At 67.3% G+C, this 25,631-nt stretch carries 26 protein-coding genes and 3 pseudogenes; 13 read left to right on the forward strand and 16 right to left on the reverse strand.

Annotation, left to right across the window (positions count from 1 at the left end):
- Positions 1-11 precede the first annotated feature (11 nt).
- The 5 genes from AB0C27_RS09500 to AB0C27_RS09520 all read right to left on the reverse strand — a co-directional run bounded on the left by AB0C27_RS09500 (position 12) and on the right by AB0C27_RS09520 (position 5,443).
- A complete protein-coding gene (locus AB0C27_RS09500) occupies positions 12-1,010 on the reverse strand; it encodes a hydroxyacid dehydrogenase (RefSeq protein WP_357840296.1) in 999 nt (332 codons plus the stop codon).
- Complete coding sequence (locus AB0C27_RS09505) at positions 1,007-1,924, reverse strand: carbohydrate ABC transporter permease (protein ID WP_357840299.1); 918 nt, start codon at positions 1,922-1,924, stop codon at positions 1,007-1,009. The genes AB0C27_RS09500 and AB0C27_RS09505 overlap by 4 nt, the downstream gene beginning before the upstream one ends.
- Positions 1,921-2,817 (reverse strand): sugar ABC transporter permease, encoded by an 897-nt coding sequence (locus AB0C27_RS09510; protein ID WP_357840302.1) that lies wholly within the window; start codon positions 2,815-2,817, stop codon positions 1,921-1,923. Before AB0C27_RS09510 ends, AB0C27_RS09505 begins: the two co-directional genes overlap by 4 nt.
- A gap of 9 nt (positions 2,818-2,826) precedes the next feature.
- Positions 2,827-4,116: an extracellular solute-binding protein gene (locus tag AB0C27_RS09515; protein ID WP_357840305.1), complete on the reverse strand. Its 1,290-nt coding sequence runs from the start codon at positions 4,114-4,116 to the stop codon at positions 2,827-2,829.
- Positions 4,117-4,333: 217 nt separating this feature from the next.
- On the reverse strand, positions 4,334-5,443 hold the full coding sequence (locus AB0C27_RS09520) for a substrate-binding domain-containing protein (protein ID WP_357840308.1): 1,110 nt from the start codon (positions 5,441-5,443) through the stop codon (positions 4,334-4,336).
- Between the two features lie 278 nt (positions 5,444-5,721).
- Between AB0C27_RS09520 and AB0C27_RS09525 the strand changes: the two genes are divergently transcribed.
- Positions 5,722-6,633: a tetratricopeptide repeat protein gene (locus AB0C27_RS09525; protein WP_357840311.1), complete on the forward strand. Its 912-nt coding sequence runs from the start codon at positions 5,722-5,724 to the stop codon at positions 6,631-6,633.
- A gap of 215 nt (positions 6,634-6,848) precedes the next feature.
- On the forward strand, positions 6,849-7,586 hold the full coding sequence (locus tag AB0C27_RS09530) for an SDR family NAD(P)-dependent oxidoreductase (RefSeq protein WP_357840314.1): 738 nt from the start codon (positions 6,849-6,851) through the stop codon (positions 7,584-7,586).
- 79 nt (positions 7,587-7,665) lie between these two features.
- Here AB0C27_RS09530 and AB0C27_RS09535 read toward each other — a convergent pair whose 3' ends face one another.
- The gene (locus AB0C27_RS09535) at positions 7,666-8,055 is read right to left on the reverse strand and encodes a hypothetical protein (RefSeq protein ID WP_357840317.1); all 390 of its coding nucleotides are present in this window, start codon (positions 8,053-8,055) and stop codon (positions 7,666-7,668) included.
- Positions 8,056-8,062: 7 nt separating this feature from the next.
- Here AB0C27_RS09535 and AB0C27_RS09540 point away from each other — a divergent pair, with 7 nt between their 5' ends.
- Entirely contained in the window at positions 8,063-8,398 is a 336-nt protein-coding gene (locus AB0C27_RS09540; protein WP_357840320.1) for an aldo/keto reductase, read from the forward strand.
- 120 nt (positions 8,399-8,518) lie between these two features.
- On the opposite strand, the gene AB0C27_RS09545 is transcribed toward AB0C27_RS09540, so the two are convergent.
- On the reverse strand, positions 8,519-9,094 hold the full coding sequence (locus AB0C27_RS09545; RefSeq protein WP_357840323.1) for a dihydrofolate reductase family protein: 576 nt from the start codon (positions 9,092-9,094) through the stop codon (positions 8,519-8,521).
- Between the two features lie 284 nt (positions 9,095-9,378).
- Between AB0C27_RS09545 and AB0C27_RS09550 the strand changes: the two genes are divergently transcribed.
- From AB0C27_RS09550 to AB0C27_RS09565, 4 genes are all read left to right on the forward strand, one after another.
- Positions 9,379-9,972 (forward strand): AfsR/SARP family transcriptional regulator, encoded by a 594-nt coding sequence (locus tag AB0C27_RS09550; protein ID WP_357840326.1) that lies wholly within the window; start codon positions 9,379-9,381, stop codon positions 9,970-9,972.
- A gap of 207 nt (positions 9,973-10,179) precedes the next feature.
- Positions 10,180-11,052 (forward strand): hypothetical protein, encoded by an 873-nt coding sequence (locus AB0C27_RS09555; RefSeq protein WP_357840329.1) that lies wholly within the window; start codon positions 10,180-10,182, stop codon positions 11,050-11,052.
- A 98-nt stretch (positions 11,053-11,150) separates the two neighbouring features.
- Positions 11,151-11,339: a hypothetical protein gene (locus tag AB0C27_RS09560; RefSeq protein WP_357840332.1), complete on the forward strand. Its 189-nt coding sequence runs from the start codon at positions 11,151-11,153 to the stop codon at positions 11,337-11,339.
- A 77-nt stretch (positions 11,340-11,416) separates the two neighbouring features.
- Positions 11,417-13,168, forward strand: a complete 1,752-nt coding sequence (locus AB0C27_RS09565) for an ERAP1-like C-terminal domain-containing protein (protein ID WP_357840334.1) — start codon at positions 11,417-11,419, stop codon at positions 13,166-13,168.
- 98 nt (positions 13,169-13,266) lie between these two features.
- On the opposite strand, the gene AB0C27_RS09570 is transcribed toward AB0C27_RS09565, so the two are convergent.
- Positions 13,267-13,689: a Rid family hydrolase gene (locus tag AB0C27_RS09570; RefSeq protein WP_357840337.1), complete on the reverse strand. Its 423-nt coding sequence runs from the start codon at positions 13,687-13,689 to the stop codon at positions 13,267-13,269.
- Positions 13,690-13,781: 92 nt separating this feature from the next.
- Between AB0C27_RS09570 and AB0C27_RS09575 the strand changes: the two genes are divergently transcribed.
- On the forward strand, positions 13,782-14,282 hold the full coding sequence (locus AB0C27_RS09575) for a MarR family transcriptional regulator (RefSeq protein ID WP_357840340.1): 501 nt from the start codon (positions 13,782-13,784) through the stop codon (positions 14,280-14,282).
- Between the two features lie 78 nt (positions 14,283-14,360).
- Here AB0C27_RS09575 and AB0C27_RS09580 read toward each other — a convergent pair.
- From AB0C27_RS09580 to AB0C27_RS09610, 7 genes and pseudogenes are all read right to left on the reverse strand, one after another.
- Positions 14,361-14,747, reverse strand: a pseudogene (locus AB0C27_RS09580) (transcriptional regulator); the annotation flags it as partial.
- A 16-nt stretch (positions 14,748-14,763) separates the two neighbouring features.
- On the reverse strand, positions 14,764-15,582 hold the full coding sequence (locus AB0C27_RS09585; protein WP_357840342.1) for a hypothetical protein: 819 nt from the start codon (positions 15,580-15,582) through the stop codon (positions 14,764-14,766).
- Positions 15,583-15,861: 279 nt separating this feature from the next.
- Positions 15,862-16,425 (reverse strand): helix-turn-helix domain-containing protein, encoded by a 564-nt coding sequence (locus AB0C27_RS09590; protein WP_357840344.1) that lies wholly within the window; start codon positions 16,423-16,425, stop codon positions 15,862-15,864.
- 464 nt (positions 16,426-16,889) lie between these two features.
- Positions 16,890-18,032 carry a serine hydrolase domain-containing protein gene (locus tag AB0C27_RS09595; protein WP_357840346.1) on the reverse strand — a complete coding sequence of 381 codons (1,143 nt, stop codon included), beginning with the start codon at positions 18,030-18,032 and terminating at the stop codon, positions 16,890-16,892.
- A gap of 2 nt (positions 18,033-18,034) precedes the next feature.
- On the reverse strand, positions 18,035-19,222 hold the full coding sequence (locus AB0C27_RS09600; RefSeq protein ID WP_357840348.1) for a serine hydrolase domain-containing protein: 1,188 nt from the start codon (positions 19,220-19,222) through the stop codon (positions 18,035-18,037).
- A 49-nt stretch (positions 19,223-19,271) separates the two neighbouring features.
- Positions 19,272-19,403, reverse strand: coding sequence for a hypothetical protein (locus AB0C27_RS09605; protein ID WP_357840351.1), 132 nt, complete (start codon positions 19,401-19,403; stop codon positions 19,272-19,274).
- 265 nt (positions 19,404-19,668) lie between these two features.
- Positions 19,669-19,950 carry a DUF6069 family protein gene (locus AB0C27_RS09610; protein ID WP_357840696.1) on the reverse strand — a complete coding sequence of 94 codons (282 nt, stop codon included), beginning with the start codon at positions 19,948-19,950 and terminating at the stop codon, positions 19,669-19,671.
- 151 nt (positions 19,951-20,101) lie between these two features.
- Here AB0C27_RS09610 and AB0C27_RS09615 point away from each other — a divergent pair.
- The 3 genes and pseudogenes from AB0C27_RS09615 to AB0C27_RS09625 all read left to right on the forward strand — a co-directional run.
- Positions 20,102-20,958, forward strand: a pseudogene (locus tag AB0C27_RS09615) (IS5 family transposase); the annotation flags it as partial.
- A gap of 57 nt (positions 20,959-21,015) precedes the next feature.
- A pseudogene (locus AB0C27_RS09620) lies at positions 21,016-21,450 on the forward strand (tyrosine-type recombinase/integrase); the annotation flags it as partial.
- Positions 21,451-21,666: 216 nt separating this feature from the next.
- Positions 21,667-22,116, forward strand: a complete 450-nt coding sequence (locus AB0C27_RS09625; RefSeq protein WP_357840354.1) for a DUF2637 domain-containing protein — start codon at positions 21,667-21,669, stop codon at positions 22,114-22,116.
- Between the two features lie 1,108 nt (positions 22,117-23,224).
- On the opposite strand, the gene AB0C27_RS09630 is transcribed toward AB0C27_RS09625, so the two are convergent.
- On the reverse strand, positions 23,225-23,737 hold the full coding sequence (locus AB0C27_RS09630) for a L,D-transpeptidase (protein WP_357840356.1): 513 nt from the start codon (positions 23,735-23,737) through the stop codon (positions 23,225-23,227).
- Positions 23,738-23,828: 91 nt separating this feature from the next.
- Here AB0C27_RS09630 and AB0C27_RS09635 point away from each other — a divergent pair, with 91 nt between their 5' ends.
- Both AB0C27_RS09635 and AB0C27_RS09640 read left to right on the forward strand, forming a co-directional pair.
- Positions 23,829-24,137, forward strand: coding sequence for a hypothetical protein (locus AB0C27_RS09635; protein ID WP_357840359.1), 309 nt, complete (start codon positions 23,829-23,831; stop codon positions 24,135-24,137).
- A 627-nt stretch (positions 24,138-24,764) separates the two neighbouring features.
- The coding region (locus AB0C27_RS09640; RefSeq protein ID WP_357840362.1) for an ice-binding family protein at positions 24,765-25,631 on the forward strand (867 nt) is incomplete at its 3' end.

Here is a 25,631-nt window from a genome sequence, read left to right on the forward strand (position 1 = left end):
CGCTTTCCGTGTCACGCCAGGCGGCTGATCGTGTCGGCACGTACAGGATGCGCGAACGGCAGGCCCCGTACGTACCGATCCAGCTCGTCGAGGACGGAGTGGGTCAGCCGGCGCAGCTCGCCGCCGACCGAGCCCGCGATGTGCGGGGTGAGCAGGACGTTCGGCAGGTCGTAGAGCGGAGAGTTCGCCGGGAGTACCTCGGGCTCCGTGACGTCGAGCACGGCGTCGATGCGGCCGGAGACCAGCTCCTTGGTGAGCGCGTCCATGTCCACCAGCGAGCCGCGCGCGGTGTTGATGAGCGTGGCGCCGTCGGAGAGCAGCCCCAGGCGCCGCCCGTCCAGCAGGTGCCGGGTCTCCGGCAGCGCCGGGGCGTGCACGGAGACCACGTCGGATGCGGCCAGCAGCTCGTCCAGGCTGGCCGGCCGCGCGCCGAGCGCGGCCGCTCCTTCCTCGGCGAGGTACGGGTCGTAGATCAGCAGGTCGAGGTCGAAGGGGCGGAGCAGGTCGAGCACCCGGCGGCCGATGTGCGAGGCCCCGATGATTCCGACCGTTCTGCGGTAGTTGCCGAGCGAGGGGAAGTGCGCGGCCCAGTCGAGGGAACGGCGCTCCCTGCGGTAGAGGTCCCTCAGACCGAGCACCCGCTTGCCCGCGAACAGGATCGCGGCGACGGTGTACTCGGCCACCGGGAGCGCGTTGGCGGCGGCCCCCGAGGAGACGGCGATGCCGCGTTCCCAGCAGGCGTCCGTGATCAGGCCCTTGACCGTGCCCGCCACATGGACGACCGCGCGCAGCCCGGGTGCGCGGCGCAGCACGGAGTCGTCGATGACCGGGCAGCCCCAGCAGGTGATGAGCAGCTCGGCCGAGGCCAGGTCCGGCACGCTGGCGAAGTCGCTGACGACCAGGCCGGGATCGACGTCGACCAGCCGGGTGAGCCGGTCGAGCTCGTCCGGCCCGAACAGCGCGTCCTTGAACCGCGGGGCCATGGCGAGCAACGCGCGGGGACGGCTCACTTGACGGCTCCGGCCGTCATGCCGGCTTTCCAGTACCGCTGCAGCGTCACGAAGACGATGACCAGCGGCACGACCGCGACCAGTGAGCCGGTGATGGCGAGCAGGTAGTCCTCCGGATGACCTTGGTTCAGCGACGTGGTCTGCCAGGTGTACAGGCCCAGATTGAGCGGATAGAGGTGCTGGTCGGTCAGCATCACGAGCGGCAGGAAGAAGCTGTTCCAGATGCCGGTGAACTGGAACAGGAAGATGGTGACGAAGGCCGTGCGGAGCATCGGGAAGCCGACGCTGAGGAAGGTGCGCAGGTCACCGGCACCGTCGACGCGGGTCGCCTCGATCACCTCCGCCGGCACGTACGCGGCGCTGAACACCCGCGCGAGATAGACCCCGAACGGGAAGACCAGGCTCGGCAGGAAGACGCCCCAGAAGGTGTTGACGATGCCGACCTTCGAGGCCAGCAGGTAGATCGGCAGGGCCGTCGCGCTGGCCGGCACGAGCACGCCGAGCAGGATCAACCCGAAGATCTTCTCCTTGAACGGGAAGGAGAGCTTGTCGAAGGCGTATCCCGCCGCGACGCACAGCGTGGTGGCGATGAGGGCGCCGCCCACGGCGTACAGCGCGGTGTTGCCGAGCCAGCGCAGATAGATGCCGTCCTGCGCGGTGAACAGGTGCGCCAGGTTCTCGCCGAGGGCGAAGGTGCGCCCGAAGACGAAGCCGCCGGTGCCGAACAGGTCGCGCATGTTCTTCGTGGCCGCCATGAGCAGCCACAGGACCGGCATCACCGTGTAGAGCACGGCGATGATCAGCACGCCGTTGACGACCGCGTGGGAGAGCAGGCGCGGCGCCGGGCGGCCGGGCCGCCTCCCGTGCCGCCGGGAGGCGGGGACCGGAGGTGCGGGCGTGGCGGTGAGCGTCATGGCTGCCTCCTCCGTGCGGAGAACCGGGTCACGATGAACGACAGGATCCCGCCGAGCAGGGCGACCAGGATCGAGGCGGCCGCGGCCAGACCGTAGTCGTGGTTCTCGAAGGCGGCGCGCATCGCGTACATGTTCGGGCTCCACGCGCTGCCGATCTCGGTCGACGCCTGGTAGATCACCTTCGGCTCGGTGAAGAGCTGCAGCGCGCCGATGACGGTGAAGAGCAGGTTGAGCGCGATGGCCGGGCGGATGAGCGGGATCTTGATCCGCAGGGCGATGCGCAGCCCGCTCGCCCCGTCGACCTTCCCGGCCTCCAGGACGTCCCTCGGGACCGCCTGGAGGGCGGCGTACAGGATGACCATGTTGTAGCCGATCCACTCCCAGGTGGAGATGTTGACCACCGAGAACATGACGTGATCGGCGGACAGGAAGCTCCACTTCACCCCGGCCGACTCAAGGGCGTCGATCACGGGGCTGAGGCCGGGCGTGTAGAGGTACACCCAGATGATCGCGGCGATGAGGCCCGGTACGGCGTGCGGCAGGAACAGGCCGAGCTGGAAGAAGCGCCTGGCCCGCGCCATGGCCGAGTCGAGCAGCAGGGCGAGCAGGAGCGCGCCCCCGATCATCACCGGGATGTAGAGCACCACGTAGGTCGCGATCACCACGAAACTGTCGCGGAACGCCGCGTCGCCGAGCGCCCTGGTGTAGTTGCCGAGGCCGACGAAGAGGGTCTCGACCCCGCCGAACCCGAGTCCGGAACTGCGTTCGGTGAACAGGCTCAGCCAGGCCGCGTACACGAGCGGCGCGACGGAGAAGGTGAGGAAGAGCAGCAGGAACGGGCCGACGAGCAGGGCGGCGGTGCGCCCCTGCCGCTGGGCCTGACGGGTCACCACGTCATCTCCTTACTGGACGACACTCAGGCCGCGGCCCTTGAAGTCCGCCACGGTGGCCTGCTGGGCGCTCGTGAGCACGTCGGCCAGCGTCATCTCACCGCCGGCGACCTTGCCGAGCGAGTCGGAGATCGCCGTCCCCGTCACACCGGCGCTCGGCCCCCACATCCAGCCGGACGGGACCGACTCGTACGACTTCGAGGCGAGGGCGAAGATGTCCTGGCCGTCGTAGAAGTCGGTCTTGAAGGCGCTGGTGGTCGAGAGCAGGGCAGGAGCTGCCGGGAGCATGCTGCTGGTGCCGCTGGAGAGCCAGGCCTTCATGCCCTCGGGATCCGTGGTGATCCACTTGATGAACTCAAGGGCCTGCTCGGGGTGCTTGGCGCCCTTGGGGACGGTGAAGGCCGAGCCGCCGAACATGGCGGAGGCCGGCTGTCCGTCCCAGCTCGGCACCGTCGCGACGGCCCACTTGCCCTTCTGGTCGGGAACGGTGGACTGCAGGGCGCCCGCGCACCAGTTCGCGCAGATGTAGGAGACGACCTCGCCCTTCTGCACCGCCTGGAAGAAGGCGTCGTCGCTGGTGGAGTTGTAGCTGCCGACCAGCCCCTTCGACACCAGTTCTGTCCAGTACGCGGCCATCTTCTTGGAGGGCTCGTCGTCGATGGAGACCTTCCACGACTGGCCCTCGGTGCCGTACCAGTGTCCGCCCGCCTGCCAGGCGAGCGCGGCCAGCAGATTGGCGTCGGCGGTCGCGAAGATCCCGCCGCGGGCCTTGGGGTCGGCCTTCTTCACCTTCTCCAGCAGCTTCGTGTACTCGTCCCAGGTCTTCGCCGGTTCGAGGTCGTGCTTGGCGTAGAAGTCCTTGCGGTAGAAGAGCACCAGCGGGGCCACGTCACGGGGGACGCCCCAGGTCTTGCCGCCGAGGGTCACCAGTTGCTGGACCTGCGGCGGGAAGTTCCCGGTGACCACCTGGCCCGCCGTCTCGGTGAGATCCTCAAGCCCGCCCTGGCTGACCACGTCTGGCAGCTGGTTGTACTCGACGACGGCCACGTCCGGGACGTTTCCGGCCTTCACCGAGCTGGCGAGCTTGGTGTAGTAGTCGGTGCCGCTCGGCACGTTCTCCCACTTGACCTGGAAGTCCTTGTGGGTCTTGTTGAAGGCGGCGGTGACGACGTCGGAGGCCTTGACGAAGGAGCGGAACGTGATGACGTCCGCCCCCGATTTCGTGCCGGAGGCACCCGGGTCCGCACCCCCGCAGGCCGTCAGTGCCGACACCGACACGACGGCGCCCGAGAGAAGGGCCATGATCCGCAGGCCTCTTGGCTTCATAACGCACCGTTCCAGGGAGGGGGATGAAGGCTGGTGCAATCATTTGATTTCGAACGAAGCCTGTCAACGGACTGCGGCGCCTGTGTCGGTCACAATCCCGTCACATGCCGGAAATGCGAAAGAAAACGAAAGGAGGTTGGGTGGGTGTCGCGCCTTCAGATGGTGTGCCGTGCCTTCGGGCGGTGCCGCGCCTTCAGGCGGGCGTACCGCCGCACGAGGCCCGGATCCGCAGCTCCGGCCGCAGCAGCAGGCTGCGCAGCGGCCGGTCCGGATCGTTCAGCCGGTCGACGAGCATCCGCACCGCCGCGGCCCCCACCTCCTCCTTGGGCGGCGACACGGCGGTCAGCGGGATGTCGGCGAGCGAGGCGACCTCGTCGTCGTACGTCACGATCGCCATGTCCTCCGGGATCGAGACCCCACGCCCGCGCAACTGCCTGACCAGGGAGAGCGCGTCCACGTCGTTGTGCACGAGGGCCGCGCGGACGCCCTCCTCCAGGAACTCGCCGACGTGCTCGCCCATCTCCGTCGGCGCGCCCACGGCCGCCCGCGGGAACATGCGCACGACCCCGGCCGGCAGACCGAGGGCGCGCTGGGCCAGCTCGTGCCCTTCGCGGATCCACGGGGTGGTCCTGCTCTCGCAGGCGAGCAGGGCCACCCGCTCGTGCCCCAGCCGGGCGAGATGGCAGGTGGCCAGATAGGCGCCGTACGCGTGATCGGTGGCCACCTGCTCCACCGCCGGCATCGACCAGGCGGCCTTCCGCTCGACCAGCACCACCGGCACGTCGAGCTCGTTGACCCACTGCTGCGTGGCGGGGGAGAGCGTGGGATTCTCGCTCGGCGTCAGCAGCAGCCCGTCCACACCGGACGACAGTAGCTGCGCCACCTGGCGGCGGTCCTCGTCCAGGTCGTAGCGGGAGACCGCGAGGGTGACCCGCGCGCCGAGCTCGCGCGCGGCCGCCTGCGCGCCTCTGATCACGGCCGGGAAGTAGTACGCGTTCTGCGGCACGAGCATCCCGAGCACGTACGGCTCACTCCTGGTCCGCGCCTTGTCAGGCTCCGCGCGCTCCCTGCCCTGCCCTCCGGGTACCGCCGCCTCGGGCGGCGCCTCCCGAGGCGGCGCGTCCGGCATGGACACGGCGCCGCCGTGCACCCGGACCAACAGCCTGCGCCCGGCCAGCTCGCGCACGTCGTGCCGGATGGTGACGGCCGAGACGCCGAGGCCGGCCGCCAGCTCGGCGACCTTGACCGAGCCCTTGCGGCTCAGCTCCTGCAAGATCGCCTCGTGTCGCTCCTCGGCCAGCACGGGGGGCTCCTTCCGGTTCTGCGCGTCTTCCTCCGGCATCGTACCGCGAACGTTTGCTTTCGAAAGCGAACGCTTCCGTTTCCTGGCGCCAGGCGACCTTCACGTCCAGACCCTCACGTCCAGACCCTCACGTCCGCGGCCGAACAGCCATTGGTTGGGGCCCACTCCCCGCTGATTTGTTCCATTCAGCTTTAAGCTATGACGGAAATCCCTGAACCTACGGCGGCCGTGGACGACGATTATTGGCCGACAGGACGGAATGGGCAAAGGGTCGGCGCGTGGTGCGGTTTCAGATTCTCGGGCGGGTCGAGCTCAACGCGGGCGGTCAGATGCTCGATCTCGGGCGCCGCCAGCGCGAGCTGCTCGCAGTCCTGCTGCTGCGCGCGAACGAGACGGTAACCCTGGACCACCTGGTCGAGTTCAGTTTCTCCGGTCGGGTCCCGCCCTCGGCGCGGCGCCAGGTCCAGAACACAGCGGGACGGCTGCGCAAAGCCCTGACCGCGGCCGGCTGCCCCGACGTGATCACGACCATGGCCGGTGGCTATGCATTGAACGCCGGGCCCGAGACGCTCGACCTGCTGGAATGGGCCGAGCACCTCCAGGCGGGCCGCCAGGCGGCGGCGCAGGGCAGGGAGCGGGAGGCCGCCGCGTCGCAGACCGACAAGGAGGGCCAGGCGGAAGCACACCACACACTCGCCTGGATCTACCGGCAGCGCGGCGACTTCGACGAGGCCATCCGCCACATGCGGCTCGCCCTCGACCTGTACCGCGCCGCGGACGTGCCGCACGGGCAGGCCGACATATTCAACGGGCTCGGATTCCTCTACGTCGAGCTCGGCGAATGTCACCAGGCCCTGCGCTGTTGCGGGCAGGCGCTCGCGCTGTTCCAGCAGGTCGAGAACCTCCAGGGGCAGGGGCAGGCCTGGGCCGGCCTCGGCTACGCCCACCACCACCTCGGCCGCCACGACGACGCCATCACGCGTTACCACCAGGCCCTCGAACTCCTCCGCGTCGGGCGGGATCGCGCGACAGAGGCCGAAACGCTGGTGCACCTCGGCGACGCGTACGCCGCCCTGCGCAGTGACCAGTCCGCGCGACAGGCGTGGCAGGACGCCCTGACCGTCCTCGACGAACTCGGCAGCCCCGACGCCGAACACGTCCGAGCGAAACTCCACGGCAGCCGTCAGTAGGCGAGAGCCACCGAGCAACGGCCTACTGGACCCCTTCCCGCAGCTCACCAGCCGGGAACGAGACTGTTGACAGCGGTCTGAGAAGAAGGTCGCGGCACCCGTCACAAGTCTGGAGGCTGTCCGGTCTTAGTCGGCGTGCGAGCCGGATCGGCTCGTACGCGCCGGTGAGGCGATTGATGCCCGTCCCGGCGGACGACTAAGAGCGAAGGAAGCACATGAGCACCACATTGCAGGGAAAGGCCGTCCTCGTCACCGGAGCGTCGTCGGGCATCGGCGAGGCCACCGCGCTGGCTCTCTCAGCGCAAGGAGCTCGTGTCGCGGTCGGGGCTCGGCGCGCCGACCGGTTGAAGTCCCTGGTGGCCAAGGCGCCCGGCGAGGTGCTGGCCCTCGAACTGGACGTGACCGACCAGGAGTCGGTACGAGCGGCGGTCGCCGAGACCGTCGAACGCTTCGGAGCCCTCGACGTCCTGGTGAACAACGCCGGGGTGATGCTCGCCGGCCCGATCGTGGGAGCGGACACCACGGAATGGACGCGCATGGTCGAGACCAACCTGCTCGGGTCGATGTACGCGGTCCACGCGGCGTTGCCGCACCTGCTGGAGCGCAAGGGCACCATTGTGCAGATCTCCTCGACCTCGGGCCGGATCGCGTCCGCGTACAACGGTGTCTACGCCGCGACGAAGTTCGGCGTCACCGCCTTCTCCGAGGCGCTGCGGCAGGAGGTCACCGCCCTGGGCGTGCGGGTCGTGGTCGTCGAGCCCGGCTTCGTCGCCACCGAACTGGCCGGCCACATCACCGACCCCGCGATGCGGGCCGCCGCGCAGAACATGGCCGCGACCATGCATACCCTGCGGCCCGAGGACATCGCCGACGCTGTCGTGTACGCGGTCACCCAGCCGCAGCACGTCGCGGTCAACGAAATCCTCATCCGTCCGACCGACCAGACGCAGTAGGCGGACGCCGGCGCTGCGCAAGGGCGACCTTCGCAGCGCCGGAGGCGGCCGGCCCTCGCGTGGCGCCTAGAGGCGCCGATCACAGCTGCGTCGTCGCGTTGTTCGTGTCAGCCTGCACGTGAGTGATCAACGCGAGGGCGTCCGCCCCGGCGGAGCCCTGAGGCGCGGTGTGGACGACAAGCACCTGCTCCGGGCTCGCTCCGGAGCGCAGAGACTGCTGCAGGACCGTGAACGTCCCCAGCTCAGGGTGGCGCAGCTCGACGTCCATCGCGGCGCAGGGCTCGATCCGATGGTCCTGCCAGAGCGCGGCGAACTCCGTGCTCCGGATGGTGAGCGATCCGACCAGGCGCGCCAGGCTCTCGTCCTCCGGATGCCGAGCGCAGGAGATGCGCAGATTGCCGACGACCGCCTGTGCCTTGCGCCGCCAGTTCACGTAGAGGCCGCGTACCGCGTCGTCCAGGAACACCATCGCCGCCATGTTCGGCGGCGCCGGCCGACGTCCGGCCGTTCCTGATGCTGGACCGCGAAGAACGGTCGACCAGGCTCACGCCGAGAAGCTGGGCATCGCGTTCATCCCGTGGTTCCCGCTCGCCGGGACCGATCTGCCCGACCCGGTGGGCGCGGTTGCGCAGGTCGCCGCCCGCCGCCAGGCCTCGATCAGCCAACTGGCTCTGGCGTGGCTCCTGCGCAGGTCGCCGGTGATGCTGCCGATCCCCGGCACCTCCTCGATCGCCCACCTGGAGGAGAACCTCGCGGCCGCGGCGATCGACCTCACCGACGAGGAGTTCCAGATCCTCGAGCAGGCCGCATGACCACGCTCAAACGCGCGCTCATCGTGCCGGCTGCCGACCTGAGCCGGCCACGCCCGATGCGGCTCCGTGTGGGCGGCGAGGACAACGACCCGGGATGGCGCAACGTCGCCCCGTCGCCGATCAACTGTGCCGGGTCGGCCGATAGGTCAGCACCTGCGTACGGCCGTCGAAGGTCCGGGCGTTGAACAGCTCAAGGTCGAAGTCGTCCACACCGTCGAAGATCCGGTCCACGCCGGTCGTCCCGGAGATCACCGGGAAGACCGTCACCTCGATGGTGTCGATCAGACCGGCGTTCAGCAGCGCCCGGTTGAGCGTCAGGCTGCCGTGGGAGCGCAGCGGCACATTGGATTCGGCCTTCAGACGCGTGACCACCTCGACAGGATCGCCGGACTCGATGGTCGTGCCCGCCCACGCGAGCGGCTCGGTCAGCCGGCTGGAGAGCACCGTGACCGGGGAGTCGAACATACGCGTGATCCACCCGTCGAACAGGCTGCGGTCGAAGCCCGCGTCAAGGAACGGCGCGTTCGACAAGTAGGTGTTGGCCCCGAGCACCATGCGCAGGGGGTCGCGGTAGGCAGCGGCGCGATAGGCGAGGAATTCGGGGCCCTGCTTACCCCAGTAGCCGCCCCAGTCGCCGTTGTGGTTGGCGAAGCCGTCAAGCGTGGAGAAGATGTCGAAGGTGTAGGTGGCGGTCACGGTGTCTCCTTGCGGGAAGCTGGTCGCCCGCGCCTTGCGGCGGCCTTACCCCTGCTACGAACATCACCGCCCCGATCCGACACGCCTCCCGGATTTCTCGCACAACTTTCCAGGCTCATCCGAGGCGGAAGTGATCCATAGCAGAACGAAAGCCGCCTTATCTACGCTCATCCCAGCCCCTCAACCGCAAGGCGATTCGCCCCGGTACGGAGACGAGGTAACGGCTGGATGTAATTCTGGCCGCCCTGATAGTGGAGGGCGAACATCTGGTCACCCAGGAGCGCTTGGCCGACGTCTTGTGGAGCGAAAATCCACCGTCCAGCTCTGTCAAGAACATCCAGACCCACGTCTGCCATCTGCGGACGCTGCTCGGCCGAGAGAGGATCGAGCGCCGACCCACCGGCTACGCGTTGAAGATCGCGCCGGACGAGCGAGACGTGGACGTCTTCGAGCAACAGCTGAGGCAGGGACGGCTGCTGGTCACCCAAGGTCGTTTCAAGGATGCCTGCGCCACGCTGCGCCACGGCCTGGCGCAGTGGCGGGGACCGCTCCTGGCGGATCTCCCCAACCGCGAGGCCTGGCGTGGGCAGGCGAACCGGCTGGAAAGCCAGAAGGTGCTCATGATCGAGAGCCTCATGGAGGCCGAGCTGGGACTCGGCCACTACGAGACGGTGGTGGAGGAACTCTCGCTGCATCTTGAGATGCACCCGCTGCACGAACGGTTCTGGGCGCAGCGGATGCTGGCGTTGTCCCGATCGGGCAATCGATCATTCGCTGTGATGACGTATCAACAGGCGAGACAGGCCATGAACCAGGAACTCGGCCTGGAGCCGGGACCGGAGCTCCGCCACCTGCACCAGAAGATCGTCCAAGGCTAGAGCCCGCCCGCCCCTCCGAACGCTGGCACACGCCTCCTCAGACGGCGCACCTACGAAACCATCGCCTCCACATACCCGGCGCTGGCGGACGAGTGCCGGCGCCAACTCAACTGGCAAGAAGGCGGTTGAGGCCACCACGCCCAACGTGAGGACATCATCGGTTATGGCCGTCCGGGCGTTTCGGCGCGTGCGTCCTAAGCTCTGCGGATGCTGCGATTACTGGTGACACTGCTGGCGGTGACCGCACTCGCCAGAGGCGACCACCTCCTTCTCCAAAGCCTCACGTTCCACGACGACGCCACCCGCGCCGTCTGGACCTGGCGGCTCAGCGGTGCGGCCGAGATCTGGGACGACGGCTTCGTCCCCACGGGCGATCCGACCCAGATGCAGCAGAACGTGAAGAAGCAGATTCTGCGTGATGAGGAGTACGGCTTCGCCGTGGCCGGCCCCCTGCCCGCCACCCCGAAGGAGGCGCGGATCCGCTGGGACGACGGCTCCACCATGCAGGTCCCCCTGATCAGTGCACGCCAGGCGCTGGTTGCGCTGTCCCCGTACGAATCCGAGGCTTCAGCGCAGGACGAGCAGGCGTACAAGATGACCTCTGCCGTCTTCACGACCATGCGTCTGCGGACCGTGCGCGGCATCGCCACCGTACCGGCGTGGCGGCTGCACTTCTCGAATCTGCCCGGCCCCATCGATCACCTCGCGGTCGACCGAGCAACGCTCGGCACCGTCGAGGACGCCGTCGGCGACGACCGGCCCCACGACATCACCGGCTTCCAAATAATCGACGAACAGACACTGCGGGTGAACTATGACTACGGCATCTGCCTCGGCCGGAGAACACCGACGGTCCGCCTGCGGTCGGACGAGCGATCCGATGTCGTGGTCCTAGGAATAGAGGTTCACCAGCAGGCGTCCAAGGGCCTATGCGCCGGTGTCGGAAAGTCTGGCGAGGGCGTCATGCGTCTCGGAGAGCCGCTGGGCGATCGAGTGGTGCTGGACGCGAAAAGCCGGCTGCCCCTCTGCCTCCATTCGTCAGCCCCCTGCCACGCCGGGCATCCAACAGGCGCATCTTGACATCGGCCGCCGTCGCCCGTCGCGGTCCACCTTCCCGACCCGCCGCCCGATCGCGAGACACCTTCGTCGAACTTCAGCCCGCTCATCTGCGGAGCGCCATGCTCGACGGCCGGCCTCTCGACCCGGCCTCACTCGACGGCAACCGCCTGCCGCTGCAGAATCTGGCAGCGGGCGAGCATGAACTGCGCGTCGACGCCGCCATGCGCTACTCCCGCACCAGCGAGGGCATGCACCGCTTCACCGACCCGCCGATGGCGAGACCTACGTCTACACCCAGCTGTTCATGAACGACGTGCAGTGAGTCTTCCCCGCCTTCGACCAGCCCGATCTGAAAGCCGTCTTCGACGTCAGCGTCACCGCCTCCATGGGCTGGACCGTACTGTCCAACGGCGTCACCGAGCAGGTGGGAGACGGCCGCTGGCAGGCCGCCCCCACTCCATTGCTGTCCACCTGCCTGATAGCCGTCGCCGCCGGCCCGTGGCACGCTGTGCGCACCGAGCATCGTGGCGTCCCCTTCGGCTGGTACTGCCGCCGCTCGATGGCGCCGTACCTCGACGCCGACGAACTCTTCGAGATCACCAGGCAGTGCTTCGACCGCTACCACGAGAAATTCGACGAACCCTATCCCTTCGACTCCTACGATCAGGCTTTCGTGCCGGAGTTCAACACCCTGGCGATGGAGAACCCTGGTCTGGTCACCTTCGCCGAAGAGCGTCTTTTCCGCTCCGCCGTCACCGACACCGCGGCCGCGCTGCTCAACTTCGACGGCATCTCCTACGCCAGGGGCGCCTCAGCGCTGCGTCAGCTGGTGGCCTGGCTGGGCGAGAAGGACTTCCTGGCCGGCATCAACACCCACTTCGCCCGCCACAAGTACGCAAACGCCACCCTTGCCGACTTCATCGACTCCCTCGCCACCTCCACCCAGCGCGACGTCCATGCCTGGGCCGACAGCTGGTTGCGCACCACCGGCGTCGACACCCTCACCCCAGCCGTCACGCCCGGCGACAACGGCACCTACGCCCTCACTGTCGGCCACGCCGGCGACCGCCCGCACCGCGTCGCCGTGGGCCTGTACGACCGGGATCTCGGTGACGACGAGGGCCGCCTCGCTCTGCGGGAACGCCTTGACATCGACGTCCCGCAGACCGGCGCGCAGCCCATCGGCGAGCGCCCGGCCCTGCTGTTGCTCAACGAAGGCGACCTGACCTACGCCAAGGTCCGTTTCGATCCCGGATCCCTCGACACTGTCCACAAGAGCCTCGCCGGCCTGCCCGACCCGCTCACCCGCGCGGTCGTATGGAACGCCTTGCGCGACGGCGAACTGGCCGCTGCCGCCTACCTGGAGACCGCCCTGGCCCACCTTCCGCACGAGACCGACCCGGCCATCGTCCAGGGCGTCCTCGCCTTCGCATCGGCTCACATCGCCGACCGCTACCTCCCTGCCGACGAGCGGCCCGCCGCGCTGAACACGCTCTCCGCCTTGTGCAGCGACCTCATCCACCGCACTGGCGGCGACAACCCCGGCCTGCGCCTGATCGCTGTACGGCATTTCATCGACGTCGCCGCCCACTCCGGCACGATCGCCGGCTGGCTCACCGACGGGACCGTTCCCGGCGGCCCCGAACTGCGCTGGCGCATCCTGGCCCGCCTCGCCGTGCTCGGCGCCGCCGACGAAGCGGCCATCGCCGCCGAACTGCGGCGCGACCCGAGCGCCACCGGCCAGGAGGGTGCCGCTCGCTGTCGGGCCGCTCTGCTGGACGAGGAGGCCAAGGCGAAGGCCTGGGAGGCCATGTTCGCCACGGACGCCGGCAACGATCTGTCCAACTACCTCTTCACCGCCACCGCCCAGGGCTTCTGGCAGCCCGAGCAACTCGACCTGCTGCTCACGTACGTCCCCCGCTACTACCCCGACGCCATCGCCCTCGCCGCCCGCCGCGGCCCCGCCATCGCCAAAGCAGCGGCCAAGCACGCCTTCCCCATCCACGCCATCAACGCCGAAACCCTCCGCCTCGGCCAGGAGTGCCTCAGCAACGGCGCGCCCACCCCCATGCTCCGCCGCGGCCTGGCCGACCAACTCGACGACCTGGCCAGGGCGCTGCGGGTACGGGAGCGATGATGCCTGCTCCGCAGCGACGCCTCCGGCCCTCGGCCGGCGGACGGCACCCGCGCCCTGTCACCACCAACCCGGCCGGCTCCGGTCGCATGGCGTGCCCATCAGTCATCGCCCCCGATCACGGCGGTGACGCGGATCTCTACGCGCATCTTCGGGGCGCCGAGGGCCAGGACGCCGATCTCGGTCCAGATGGGTGCGCGGTCGCCCATGCGCTTGCGGAACTGCTCGACCATGACCCGGTTGTGGACCTCGCCGATGAAGTCGACGGAGCTGGGGACGTGGTACGAGTTCACGGCGATGACGTCGCGCCAGGTGGCGCCGGCCGTGGCGAGGGTCCGCTCGACGTTCTCGAAGGCCTGAACGATCTCGTCTTCGAGGGACTCGGGGAAGTTCCAGTCATCGTCCCACCCTCCCTGACCTGAGGTCTCGACGCGGTCGCCGATACGAACCGCCTGGTGGTAATGCATGTCGGCCAGCTGCGTCTCGCCGTACCCGGGTGTGGCGAAGAACTCCGGCTTGCTCATGGCGATCCCCTCGAGTTGACTTCATGTTTGAAGTGAACGTATCAGGCTCTCACTTCACGCGTAAAGTCATGAGTGCTCGGTAGGGTGACCTCATGGCCGTCACCGCGACCCCGGAACCCGGCGGGAACCCCCCTGACGAGACGCTGTGGCTGACCGCGGACGAGAAAGAGGCCTGGACCGGGCTGGTCTCCCTGGTGCTGCTGCTGCCGGGCCGCCTGGAGGCGCCGCTGCAACAGGAGGCGGGTCTGACCCTCTTCGAGTACCTGACCCTCAGCCACATCTCGGAGGCCCCCGGGCGCCGCCTGCGGATGAGCGAGCTGGCCTACCTGGCCAACGGCTCCCTCTCCCGCCTGTCCAACGTCGTCAAGCGGTTCGAGCAGCGGGGCTGGGTGGAGCGTTCGCCCGACCCCGACAACGGCCGCTACACCATCGCCGCCCTCACCGACCTCGGCTTCGAGGTGGTCGTCGCCGCCGCGCCCACACACGTACGCTCGGTGCGGCAGTCCGTGCTCGACCTGCTCACCGCCGCCGACCAGAAGGCACTGGCACACATCGCCGCCAAACTGCGGACACGGCCCGTCGACCTGGCCTAGACAGCCCGGGGACGGCAAGCCGAGATCATCGCACACCGCCTGCACGGCGCACCCCGGGCGGCCCGGCAAGGTGGAATATCAGCTGGGTGCTTGAATCCCGGTCGCCGGCCTCCCCTGGCTGGCCGCCCACGACGCCAACAGGGCGAGACCCTCCGCGGTCGCCGTGCCGGCGGGCGCGGTGTAGACGTTCAGGAGCAGGCCGGGTTCTGCAAGCATCTCCATCGACTCGACGTCCAGGTCGAGCCGGCCCACTACCGGATGGTGCACACGCTTGCGGCCTGACCGGTGGAGCCGGACGTCATGAGACGCCCACCGCCGCCGGAACAGTTCACCGGGGGTAGACAATTCACCGACCAGGGCGATCAGCTCCTGGTCGTGCGGATTGCGGCCGGCTTCCATGCGTAGCTTCGCGGCCACGTCGGAGGCGATTCGGTCATAATCGACGAAGAATGTTCTCGCTGCTTCGGGATCTAGTGCCGCGTCAGGCCACGTTTGCCCTCTTCACGATGCGGCGTAGGCGAGGATCATCGGTGTTGCGGTTTCGCCAGGCGATGTAGCGGCGGATCATGCTGCCCTGCTCTCGGTGGCCGGCGTGGTCGGTGCCGTTGAGGGTGAACTCGCGCAATGCGGTGAACTGCGCCTCGATGCGGTTCAACCACGAGGAATTGGTGGGCGTGTAGGCGATCTCGACGTTGTTCGCCTCTGCCCACTCACCGACCCGCTGGTCTTTCTTGGTCGTCAGATGCGGGCTGAAGTTGTCACAGATGATCGCGATGCGCACCTCCAGCGGGTAGAAGCTGCGCAGGTAGCAGCAGAACTCCAGGAACCCCTGCAGGTGCCGCACCACCGTGGTGATCGCCTCGCCCGCGAACACTTTTCCGGCGGACGGCGAAGGAGATGTGACAGAAGGGCAGGATCGATCGGATCCTCTCTGCCGCCGGCCCTGAGGCCCGCCACATCCACAAAAGCGCGCACCAGCGCGACGACGGCTACAAGGCCCCACCTGGCCATCGAGCCGGAGATCGGCCTGTTCACCGAGGTCGCGCTGCGGATCGGCGCCGGCATCGACCACCACGAAGCCGCCGTGGCCCCCGACCTGCTCGCTGATGCGGACGGCCCGCTGCAGATCCTGGCCGATGCCGCCTACGCCGCCGCTGAACTGCGCGTTGACCTGACCGCAGGCGGGACACCGGCTGCTGATCAAGCCGCCCGCGCTCAAGCCGGCCGTGCCTGGCGGGTTCGCCCTGGACGACTTCGCCATCGACACCAGGGCCGGCACGGTCGCCCGCCCGCCGGCCACACCGTCCCCTCGCCGCACCAGGAGGCCGCTACCAGCAACGCCGTGCCACCTTCACCGGCCTGTGCGCCACCTGCCGCCTGCATGATCGGTGCGCCACCGCCGGGACCGGCCGCATCGTGACCATCCGCCCGATTGCCAAAAGCTGCAGGTCACCAAGTGAGTCGAGCATTCGAGCCTCACAGCGTGGCGTGCGGTCCCGCCCGGCGGTGAAGATCCCACAGACCATGATGTTGCGGATACCGATGGCAAGTTCTGCACCTTGCCGATCATTTCGCCGGGTCAGTCGATCGGTTCGGGGTCGAGAATGGCGCTTGCCCCGCGAAGGAGTTCGGCACGCAGGTCGTCCACCGGCACGTCTGCGAACTGACTGACGGGGTCGGTGGCTGCTGCGAATGCCTGGGCTGCACGGACGCGTCGACGCCAGTCAGGATTGGGTCCGGCGAGCAGGTCGATGGCCCGATTCACGATGGCAACCATGCGTGACATGACTTCGGTCGTCTCTTCGCCGTAGACCGAGGCGTCGCGCAGGAGCATGGCCATGATCTCGCGGTGAGCAAGCATGACGTCCAAGCAACCGCCCAACACGTGCTGCCTGATCTCGACCTGGGTGAGGCGAGCGGCCGCGTCGTCGACCGTAGCCTCTAGCTGGGCGATCGGCGGGCCGACCAAGTTGGCCAAAATTTCGCTTTTGCTGCGGAAATGATGATAGAGCGTGGGCTTGGTGATGCCGACTCGTTCTGCGATGTCGCGCATGGAGGCCGCGCGGTAGGTTTGCGCGGTGAACAGCTCCCGTGCTGTCTCGATGATGCGGCTGCGGGTGTCGCCCGGCTCGTGACGAGACAACGGTTATCCTCCACATTCGGCGTTCGGTTCATCGCAGCCTATCAGCCTACCTACCAATCGGTCGGTTGGCAGTCGAGCACGACGCAGCGGCCCATACGACCGGCGCTATGGCAGAGCACCACCCCGGCAAGCGGCATCTTCGCCGTACGGGCAGCGAAGTCGACGGCTGAGATTCGCGCTCAGATCGGCAGTCCCACCTGACCGACCGATCAGGGCGATCAGGTTCGTCATGGACCGATCACATCCCGCACTCCGCGAGGACGTGCGTGCTACACCTCGCCGGTGCTCACGGAAGCGCTCGACACAACGGGCGGCCGGAGCCCGACTTCGCGATGGACTTCCCATCGGGCTTGGCCCTCGGCCTGACATGCTGGGCACGAGCGCCATCGGAGTGATCGCCCGCCAGGGCGGTACACCACAGTCCGGCCGTCGCTGATAGAACGCAGAGCGCCGCCGACGGGTGATTATGCGAGCGCCTCGTACACCGTCACCGCCAGTCGCCTGGCGTTGGCGTCCGCGCCTTCGATGTAGCCGGACATGCGGTTAGGCACGTACGCGAAGGCCAAGTGGTTCGCGGGATCAGCAAAGGCGAGGGCACCGCTGGTGCCGCCGTGCCCGAACTGGGTACGGGTCTCGCCCGGCCACAGTGGCCCGCCGGGCAGCATGAACCCCAGGCCGAACCGGGTGTTCATGAGCAGGACCTGATCGTGGCCGTGGGACTCTTCCCGCACGGTGGCGTCCAGCAGATCGGGGTTGATCAACCGGTGCCCGGCCACCTCGCCGATCAGTGACGCGTACAGCCAGGCGAGGCCGGAGGCGCTGGCCACACCGCTCATCGACGGCTCGCCGACGGCCAGGAAGGCAGGATCGTTGAACTGATCCACCTTCGACATGGACAGCGCGTTGAGCGACCTGGCCAGTAGCGTCTTGGAGGAGAAGACCGCCTTGCTGAACTCGGCGAACTCGGGCTCCTTGGGCCGGGCCCGCATCAGCTCCATGATCGGGAAGATCAGCGGCGCCAACCGTACGGCCTCGCCTTCGTCGAGCCCGATGAACACATCCTCGCCGATCCGGTCAGAAAGGACCTTGCCGATGCCGGACCCGGTGACCCGGCGGGCGACCTCGTCGAGGATCCAGGCGCCGGTGCTCGGGTGGTAGCCGTGTGCCGTGCCGGGTTGCCAGGCGGGGACCTGTGCCGCGAGTGCCTCGGCCGGGCTGTCGCCGGCGATCAGGTTGCGCGAGGAGACCGGCTTGTCGAGCGCCGGAACTCCGGCGCGGTGCGTCAGCACCCACCGCACGGTGATGCCCTGCTTGCCGTCGGCGGCGAAGTCCGGCCAGTACTCCGCCACGGGTGTGTCCAGGTGGAGGACGCCGTCTTGGACGAGTGACAGCACCGCGACCGTCAGCAGCCCCTTGGTGGCGCCGGTGATCGGGGCGATCGTGTCGGCGGCCCACGGCCGGCGCGTCTTGACATCGGCGGTGCCCGCCCAGATGTCGATCACGGGGATACCCCGGTGGTAGACGCAGAGCGCCGCCCCCCGGTCGGTGCCCTTTCCGACGATCTGCTCGAACACCTCGGCGACGGCGGAGAAACGCGGTTCCAGCACCGTCAGAGCCTCCCTTCGTACAGCGCGGCGATCAGGCCACGAACCCGGAAGTCGCCACCTTCGAGAAGCTCGGAACCACGGTTGGGAACGTAGGCGAAGGCCAGGCCGCGCTCGGGGTCTGCGAAGGCGAAGGAGCCGCTGGCGCCGCTGTGCCCGAACAAGCCCGGGATCTCCTCCGGTACCGGCCACATCGGGCCGCCGGGCAGCGCGAAGCCCAGCCCCCACGAGGTCCGCACCTGCAGAATCTCGTCGACGCCATCGCCATAGGAGTGCCGTACCTGCTCCATGAGCTGAGGGCCGAGCAGCCGGACGCCGTCCACCTCGCCGATCAGTGCGGCGTAGTAACGGGCCAGCGATGGCGCGGAGGCGACTCCGTCCATGGACGGGCTCTCCACCTGGTAAGTGCTCGGGTCGTTGGTGGCGTCCCAGCCGATGGCGACGCTGCCGAACATCGACCGGTAGGTCAGCGAGGTCGGATCGTTCAACGCCTGGACCATGTCCTGCAGCTCCGGCACCTCCATTCCCAGCATGAGCTGTTCGCTGTCGGGAACCACCATGGTGGCCATCCGGGACAACTCGGCGTCGGGCACGCGAATGTAGCAGTCGAGAGCGAGCGGAGCAGCGATCTCGCGGGCGAAGAACTCGCCCAGGCTCATGCCGGACACCCGCCGGACGATCTCACCGGTCAGGTGGCCGAACGTGACGCCGTGATAGCCGTGCGATGTGCCGGGCGGCCATTCGGGCGCCGCGGCGGCCAGGGTGTCGGTGATCGGTGTCCAGTCGCGCAGGTCCTCCCAGGTGACCGGTCTGGCCTCCATCGACGGCAGCCCGGCGCGGTGGCTGAGCAGCACGCGTACGGTGATCTCGCCCTTGCCGTTCTGGGCGAACTCCGGCCAGTAGCGCGCCACCGGCGCATCCAGCTCCACCCGTCCGCGTTCGACCAGCAGCAGCAACGCCCCGGCCGCGAAGGTCTTGGTGGTCGAGGCCAGGACCGCGATCGTGTCGTGCTCCCACGGACGGCGCGTGTCAGGGTCGGCCTCGCCACCCCACACGTCCACCACCGGCTGTCCGTTCTGGTAGACGGTCAGCCCTGCGCCGACCTCCGCGCCTTGGGTGAAGTTGCGCTGGAAGGCGTCCCTCACCGACTCGAAGCCTTTGGCGACGGTTCCCTGGATATCAGTGTCTTTCACCATGCTCCTCTCGACCGACCGGTCGGTCGGCTTCGAGAGAGTAGACTACCTACCGGTCGGTCGGGGCACAACCGGAGTCGATCGGAAATACGGCGAGCGCCCCCACCAGCGCGAGAAGTGCCACGGCGGCACCGATGACGAACGCCAGCCGGAAACCCTCCTCGGTGGGAACACCGGTCACCGGGTCCAGACGAGGCTTTCGCCTCGGCGTTCGGCGGGGATGAGGAGCGCGGTCAGTGCCCGTGTCCGGTCGGCTGATGAGTCCCGTGCTGGTGGGGCGGACGCGAACGTGCGGCGCTGGCGGCTGCTCTCGGCGTCGACGGCTTGCCGTTTGGGCCGTTCGTCACGGCACTGCGTCGGCTGGTGCGCGAGCTCGACGCGCCACCGGTGATCGCGCTGCTGCCCTGCGGTGGCCGGCGCGGTCTGGCGCGAACTCTTGGAAAGGATCAGGCGGACAGGCGGCGGGCAATGGCCGGGACCACGATCGCGGCGGCGACCACGTGCGTCATCATCAGCAGCACCCTTGTGCCCGGGGCCGCATCCACAAGCACATCCGGCACCAGCGACAACACGGTGAGCACCATGGTGGTTCGGACGAATATCGTGCGCGGACGGCCAACCGAGCGAGCCAGCACCAGCGCCAGCACTAACCCCACCGCGGAGAAGATGACGGTCAGCACGGCGAACCCGGGCACCGGTATCGGCGCGCCGCCGACAACCAGGCTGATCCCGACGAACTCACCGCTGCGATGGCCGCGGTCGCCGCGCTGGCGACCACCGCGGCGATCAAGCCACCGATGACCATTGGCTGCGCGGAAGGCCTAAGAGCTGGTTCTTAGATCTGCTGACCAATCGTGGTTAGGTTGTCACGATTGGTGTATGGGTCGAGGTGACTTAACGAACGCCGAGTGGGAGCGGCTCAGGCCGCTGCTGCCCGAGGGGGGTCGTCGGGGCGGGCGGTGGAATGACCACCGCACGACGATCGATGGCGTGTTGTACCGGGCCCGCACCGGGCTGCCCTGGCGTGACCTGCCCGAACGGTTCGGCTCCTGGATCACGGTGTACAAGCGGCACCGACGATGGTCGGCAGATGGCACCTGGCAGATGCTGCTGACCGCGATCCAGGCCGAGCAGGACGCCGAGGGGCGGGTGGACTGGGACATCTCTGTCGACTCCACTACGGTCCGGGCGCACCAGCACTCCGCCGGCGCGCCACGTACACCGCCGCCGTCGTCTTCGCCGTCGCCCGCACCGGGAGGCGAAAAGGGGGACGTCGCCGGGACGAACCGGGGTGATCCGGTGCTGAACACTCTGGCCGCCCGGCTGGCGGAGGTGGTCAGGCTGGGGAGTGCTCAAGCCGTTCCCGGGGCGGATTCACCACCAAGATCCACCCGTCGGCGGATGGCCACTGCCGGGTGCTGTCGCTGGTCCTGACACCGGGTCAGTACGGCGACAGCCCCCCGTTCCGGCGGGTGCTGGGCAACATCCGCATACCCCGGCTCGGACCGGGACGCCCGCGCACCCGGCCCGACAGCCTGGCCGCGGACAAGGCCTACTCCTCCTGCGCCAACCGCGCCCACCTGCGCCGCCGCAAGATCCGCCACACTATCCCCGAACCACGCGATCAACGCGCCAACCGCCGTCGGCGCGGCTCGGCCGGGGGACGGCCCACCGGCTTCGACGCCGAACGCTACAAAGCGCGCAACGTCGTCGAACGGGCGATCAACCGGCTGAAGAACGTTCGCCGGTCGGTGGGCGTCGTGCGGGTCAAGGGGGAGGGGGCCATCGTGAAGGAGGGCGACACCAAGACCGCCAAGCCCCGCGTGGTCGATCTCGACACGGCCACCGTGGCGTTACTCAAGGCGTACAAGCGCGAGCGGGGCGGGATGGCTCTACTGCTCGCCCGGGACGATGCGCTCGTCTTCGGGGACCAGGAGGGCGACCACCGGCACCCCGAGCGGTTCTCGCGCGGTTTCCAGGACCAGCTTGGGCGCTGCGCGAGGGCGTTCGAGAAGGCCGGGCGCGAGGCGCTGCCGCGCATCCGCGTTCACGACCTCCGCCACACCCACGCCACGATCCTCATCGCGGGCGGCAAGCCACTGAAGATGGTCGCCGAGCGCCTCGGCCACGCCGACCCCGCGATCACTCTGCGGGTCTACGCTCATGTCATGCCCGGCAATCAGCGAGAGGCCGCCGACTGGTTCGCGGCCCTGGTCGAGAGCGCGTAACCCTTGTGCTCAGGCCCACAAGTATCAGCGGAGTATCACGGCTCGTTCTGGAGGCGGAAATGAAAAAGCCCCGAGCCTGTGACCTGCACATTCTCAGGGCTTTCATGGTGTCCGAGGGGGGACACAGCCGATACGTACATGCCGTTCAGCGCCTCTACCACGCTTGTTCTCCCTGGTCGGGAGGGCTGAACAGTCGTGGAGCCGACTATGGGGGCCGTGCGTCGCATCCGGCGTACGACGATCACGGGGGTTCTCCTTCTCGCGGGCGTCGCGGCGGTCGTGTCGTTCCGGCACATGCATGAGCTGTGTCTCCGGCACGGTGAGGATCAGTTGGCGGCGGTGCTCATCCCGCTCGCGGTGGACGGAGCGATCGTGGTCGCTTCGATGTCCATCCTCCTGGCCAATAGGTACGGGTCGCGTGGCGGTGCCCTGGCGTGGATCATGTTGATGATCGGCAGTCTGGCCAGCCTTGGGGCGAACATCGCCATAGCCGAACCGAGCCTGATCTCCACCGACGAGAAAACCTCGATCCAGGCACGCTGCCGCTGCAATCCCACCCTGCCGCCCGGCCCCGCCCGGGCGATGCGCGTCAACCACGACTACGACTACGACCGCGGCGGCGCGCTGGCCTACCTGGCCGCCTCAACACGCTGCAGATGCTCGTGACTATAGGCTCGGCTACCGGCTGGAACGCCCGAACCGTGATCTACTCAGCGGCTCCGATCACGGAATGTGTGCCTGACCCAGTATTCACGCGTCGTCGACATGAAGCGTCAGGTCGTTCCGCAACCGGATACAAAGGTCATCTACCCGCTGAGCCTCATCGACCAGCGATCCGAGACTCGCTTTGAGCGACATGTTGGCCCTGAAGCCCGCCCACGTCCACCAGCGAAGGGCGGCGCCATCTCGAACGATCACCGTTCCCCCTGGATGCACGGTGGCGATGGAGTCCTCACGAACCGTGGAAAGCGCAGTCGTCGCACGCTGCGTGAGCCGTACTGGTGGGTCCGCCCCAAGAAGCACATCGCGCATGGCTCTGGCGAGTTCGAAAGAGGTGCCATCGATCGCGGATGAGCCCCGGCGAGCTTTGCCGCCGAATCTCTCGAAGGGCTCGACGAAGCTACGAATTCAACCTGTGTAGCAATCTCTAGTTAGCCGAGAACGCCAGATCTGACCGCATGTGCAATATGTTGCCACGCCGCGGAGATGGACCCATGGGAACCCAATAAGCATCTCCACACTAAGTGATTGAACGGTATATAGCTCTGCTTGGGCATGTCGGGCGCAGCGTTGCCTGATCGCCGAAGTAGTGTTGTGGCGACCCCATCGAAGGAAGGAATCAACCGCTCATGCGTTTCGCTTCCCGTATGCTCGCACTGGCTGCTGCGACTGCCGCTCTGGCCGTTCCTCTGCTGACCGCAGGACCCGCCTCCGCCAGTCGCACCATTGCTGTCAGCCCCTGTGATCCGCCCATGAATGCTCTCGCATACCAGCTGATCACCATCGAACTGCCATTGCTTGCACCCGAGAACATGGGATCCGTTGGTCCCGGCGGCGTTCAGAATATCTGCTAGAAATTCGAAAACCGATCACAGTTTCAACCGGCCCTGCCGGCCCATCCCGTCGCACCAGCGAAGTGGGGGCTGGCAGGGCCGGTTGACGTTTTCCTGAGTTATCATACGAGTGCAGCTGATCAGCAGGCTTTCGTGTTGCTTGGATGGAGTGAGGCGGATGCCTGATCAGCCGGCGGCCGCCTCATTCTCACCTGTCATGGTCAGGCAGTGACCAGAACGGAACTACCCAGCGGGATTCGCGACAATACGCGCAGAGCAGTGGCGGGAATTCGCACACAACCGTGGCTGACCGCTTGGCCGAACACACTCGCGTCCGGCCATCCGTGCAAGGCGATCGTGCTGGGCCCGCCGTCGAAACTGTCAAGTGTGGTCGAGTGCATGCCCAGCGGCAGGATCAGTGGGGTGTAGGTCGGATTGGGAGGGGACAGGACGGCCATCAGGAACGTCCGTCCCGTCGGTGTGGGTGTGGTCGTCGCGCCCACGGCCACCGTCCATGAACGCAGTCGATGTCCGGCCTTGAACAGGGTGAGTCTGCGAGAGGACAGCTCGATCTCTACTCGGTACGGGCTGTAGGCATTCTGCAGCCCTCCGCCGTCGCTGTAGATCCATCCTGTCGACTTGTTCGGCCGGCTGGGCAGCAGAACGCGAATCCAACCCGGCTGAGTCTGTACCACCGGAACCCATGTCGCGCTTCCCATCTCGGTGGTCGGCAATACACCCACAGGGGGCCCGCCTGGATGGGCATAAACGATCTGTGGTCGCGTGGGGTGTGTCACGACCCCATCTCCCATACCGCGAGAGTCGGTGTCCTTCGGCGCTCCGCGCAATTTGGTGAAGGTGGTTGCCCGCGGCAGTCGCGCCATTTGTTCCGCGGACACGGATACCGGCCTGACCGTGTGCGTGGCCGCGACCGGCGCCACCGTACGTGTTGGCCTGTCCGGGGCTGTGCCGCAAGAAGCGGCCAGAGGCATAACCGTCAGTGCGCTGTACGCAATAATCTTCGTCGACCAGCCTGCCCCGCAGCCGGGCATGGCCAGCTTGAAACAATCACGCAAGAAGAACTCTCCAGAATTCGACGACGGAGCCCGGAGGAAAGATGAACGCTGCAGCTAGTACTTGTGGATGCAGTGGTGAACAACCACTCCAGGCTTGCAGAGCGTTCCAGATATAGCATCGTCGAAGGCAGTCGATCGCCTTTCCTCCGGCTCTATGAGTGCAAAGACTTGCCCGGCTGCAAGCTGGCAATGCATATATGCGACTCCATTACGCGTTGCCGCACATCGTCCTATATGAGCCCTTTTCGACCGAAGCGCCTCATGTCCAGTATGAGATGTACGCCTGTCGCGGTTCTGGCAGCACCGCTGCTCCATGAATGCGGTCGAAGCAGATATCTGTAGCGCAGTGACCGGCCTGAGTCGCCACGGATCGTCGAGTTTGTCGCCGGTAGTGCACATGAAAGTGACAAACCGGACTAAGTGCGCCGTAGCCGTCCTTTGTGTGCGAGGTATAAGCGGCAGTCAAAATGGAACCGAGTTTATGTGCCTTTTAAGTGTCGGTGCTCACTATTGCTGACGTTTGCAAGTAGCGTGCCAAGTCGCAGGGGTAGTGCTCTCGGGCGCCAACCGTTCCATGTTGGCAAGCCCGGTGGGGTGGTATCTCAGCGCAGGTGTATGGCTCGCCTTCTGTAGACACGAAACCGGGCGTATCCGATGCCCTTCTGCAAGGAGAACGACTCGCTAAATGAACGGAACCTTCAGACAGACCTTGCTCGGGCTGCCCGGATTTTCCCGACTGGCCGCGGCTTCGGTACTCATCGCCATCGTAGGCGCTCTCGCTCTCATACAATCGCGTGAGAGCGTTGCTCAAGTGGCCCCCGTTGACCTGGGAACGGCCGCCAGCTTCTCAGTTCTGGCCGGGTCCGCCGTCACCAACACCGGTCCCAGCGTGATCGCGGACGATCTTGGTGTGAGCCCAGGTACCGCGATCACCGGGTTCCCGCCTGGCATTGTCGGGGGGGTGCAGCACAGTGCTGACGCGGTAGCACTTCAGGCGCAATCCGACTTGACCGTCGCGTACAACGATGCTGCGGGCCGGACTCCGGCAACCAGCGTTTCAGGCGATCTCGTCGGCCAGACACTCCCACATGGCATCTACGCCTCGACTTCTTCACTCGGTCTGACGGGCACGCTCACTCTCGACGGCGAGGGTGATCCCAATGCCGTCTTCATTTTCCAGATCGCCTCTACCCTGATCACCGGATCAGGCAGCAGCATCAATTTGATCAACGGCGCTCAAGCATGCAATGTCTTCTGGCAGGTGGGCAGTTCGGCGACACTGGGAACGAACTCCACCTTCGTCGGCAACATTCTTGCCCTGACCTCGATCTCCGCGACCACGGGCGCCACTGTCAACGGTCGGCTCCTGGCCCGTAACGGTCAGGTCAGCCTCGACACCAACATCGTTGACATCGATGAGTGCACAACAACGACTCCCACCCCGACGGTGACTCCGACGGTGACTCCGACGGTGACTCCGACGGTGACTCCGACGGTGACTCCGACGGTGACTCCGACGGTGACTCCGACGGTGACTCCGACGGTGACTCCG

Source organism: Nonomuraea sp. NPDC048882, from assembly GCF_040649755.1.
Lineage (GTDB): Bacteria > Actinomycetota > Actinomycetes > Streptosporangiales > Streptosporangiaceae > Nonomuraea > Nonomuraea maheshkhaliensis.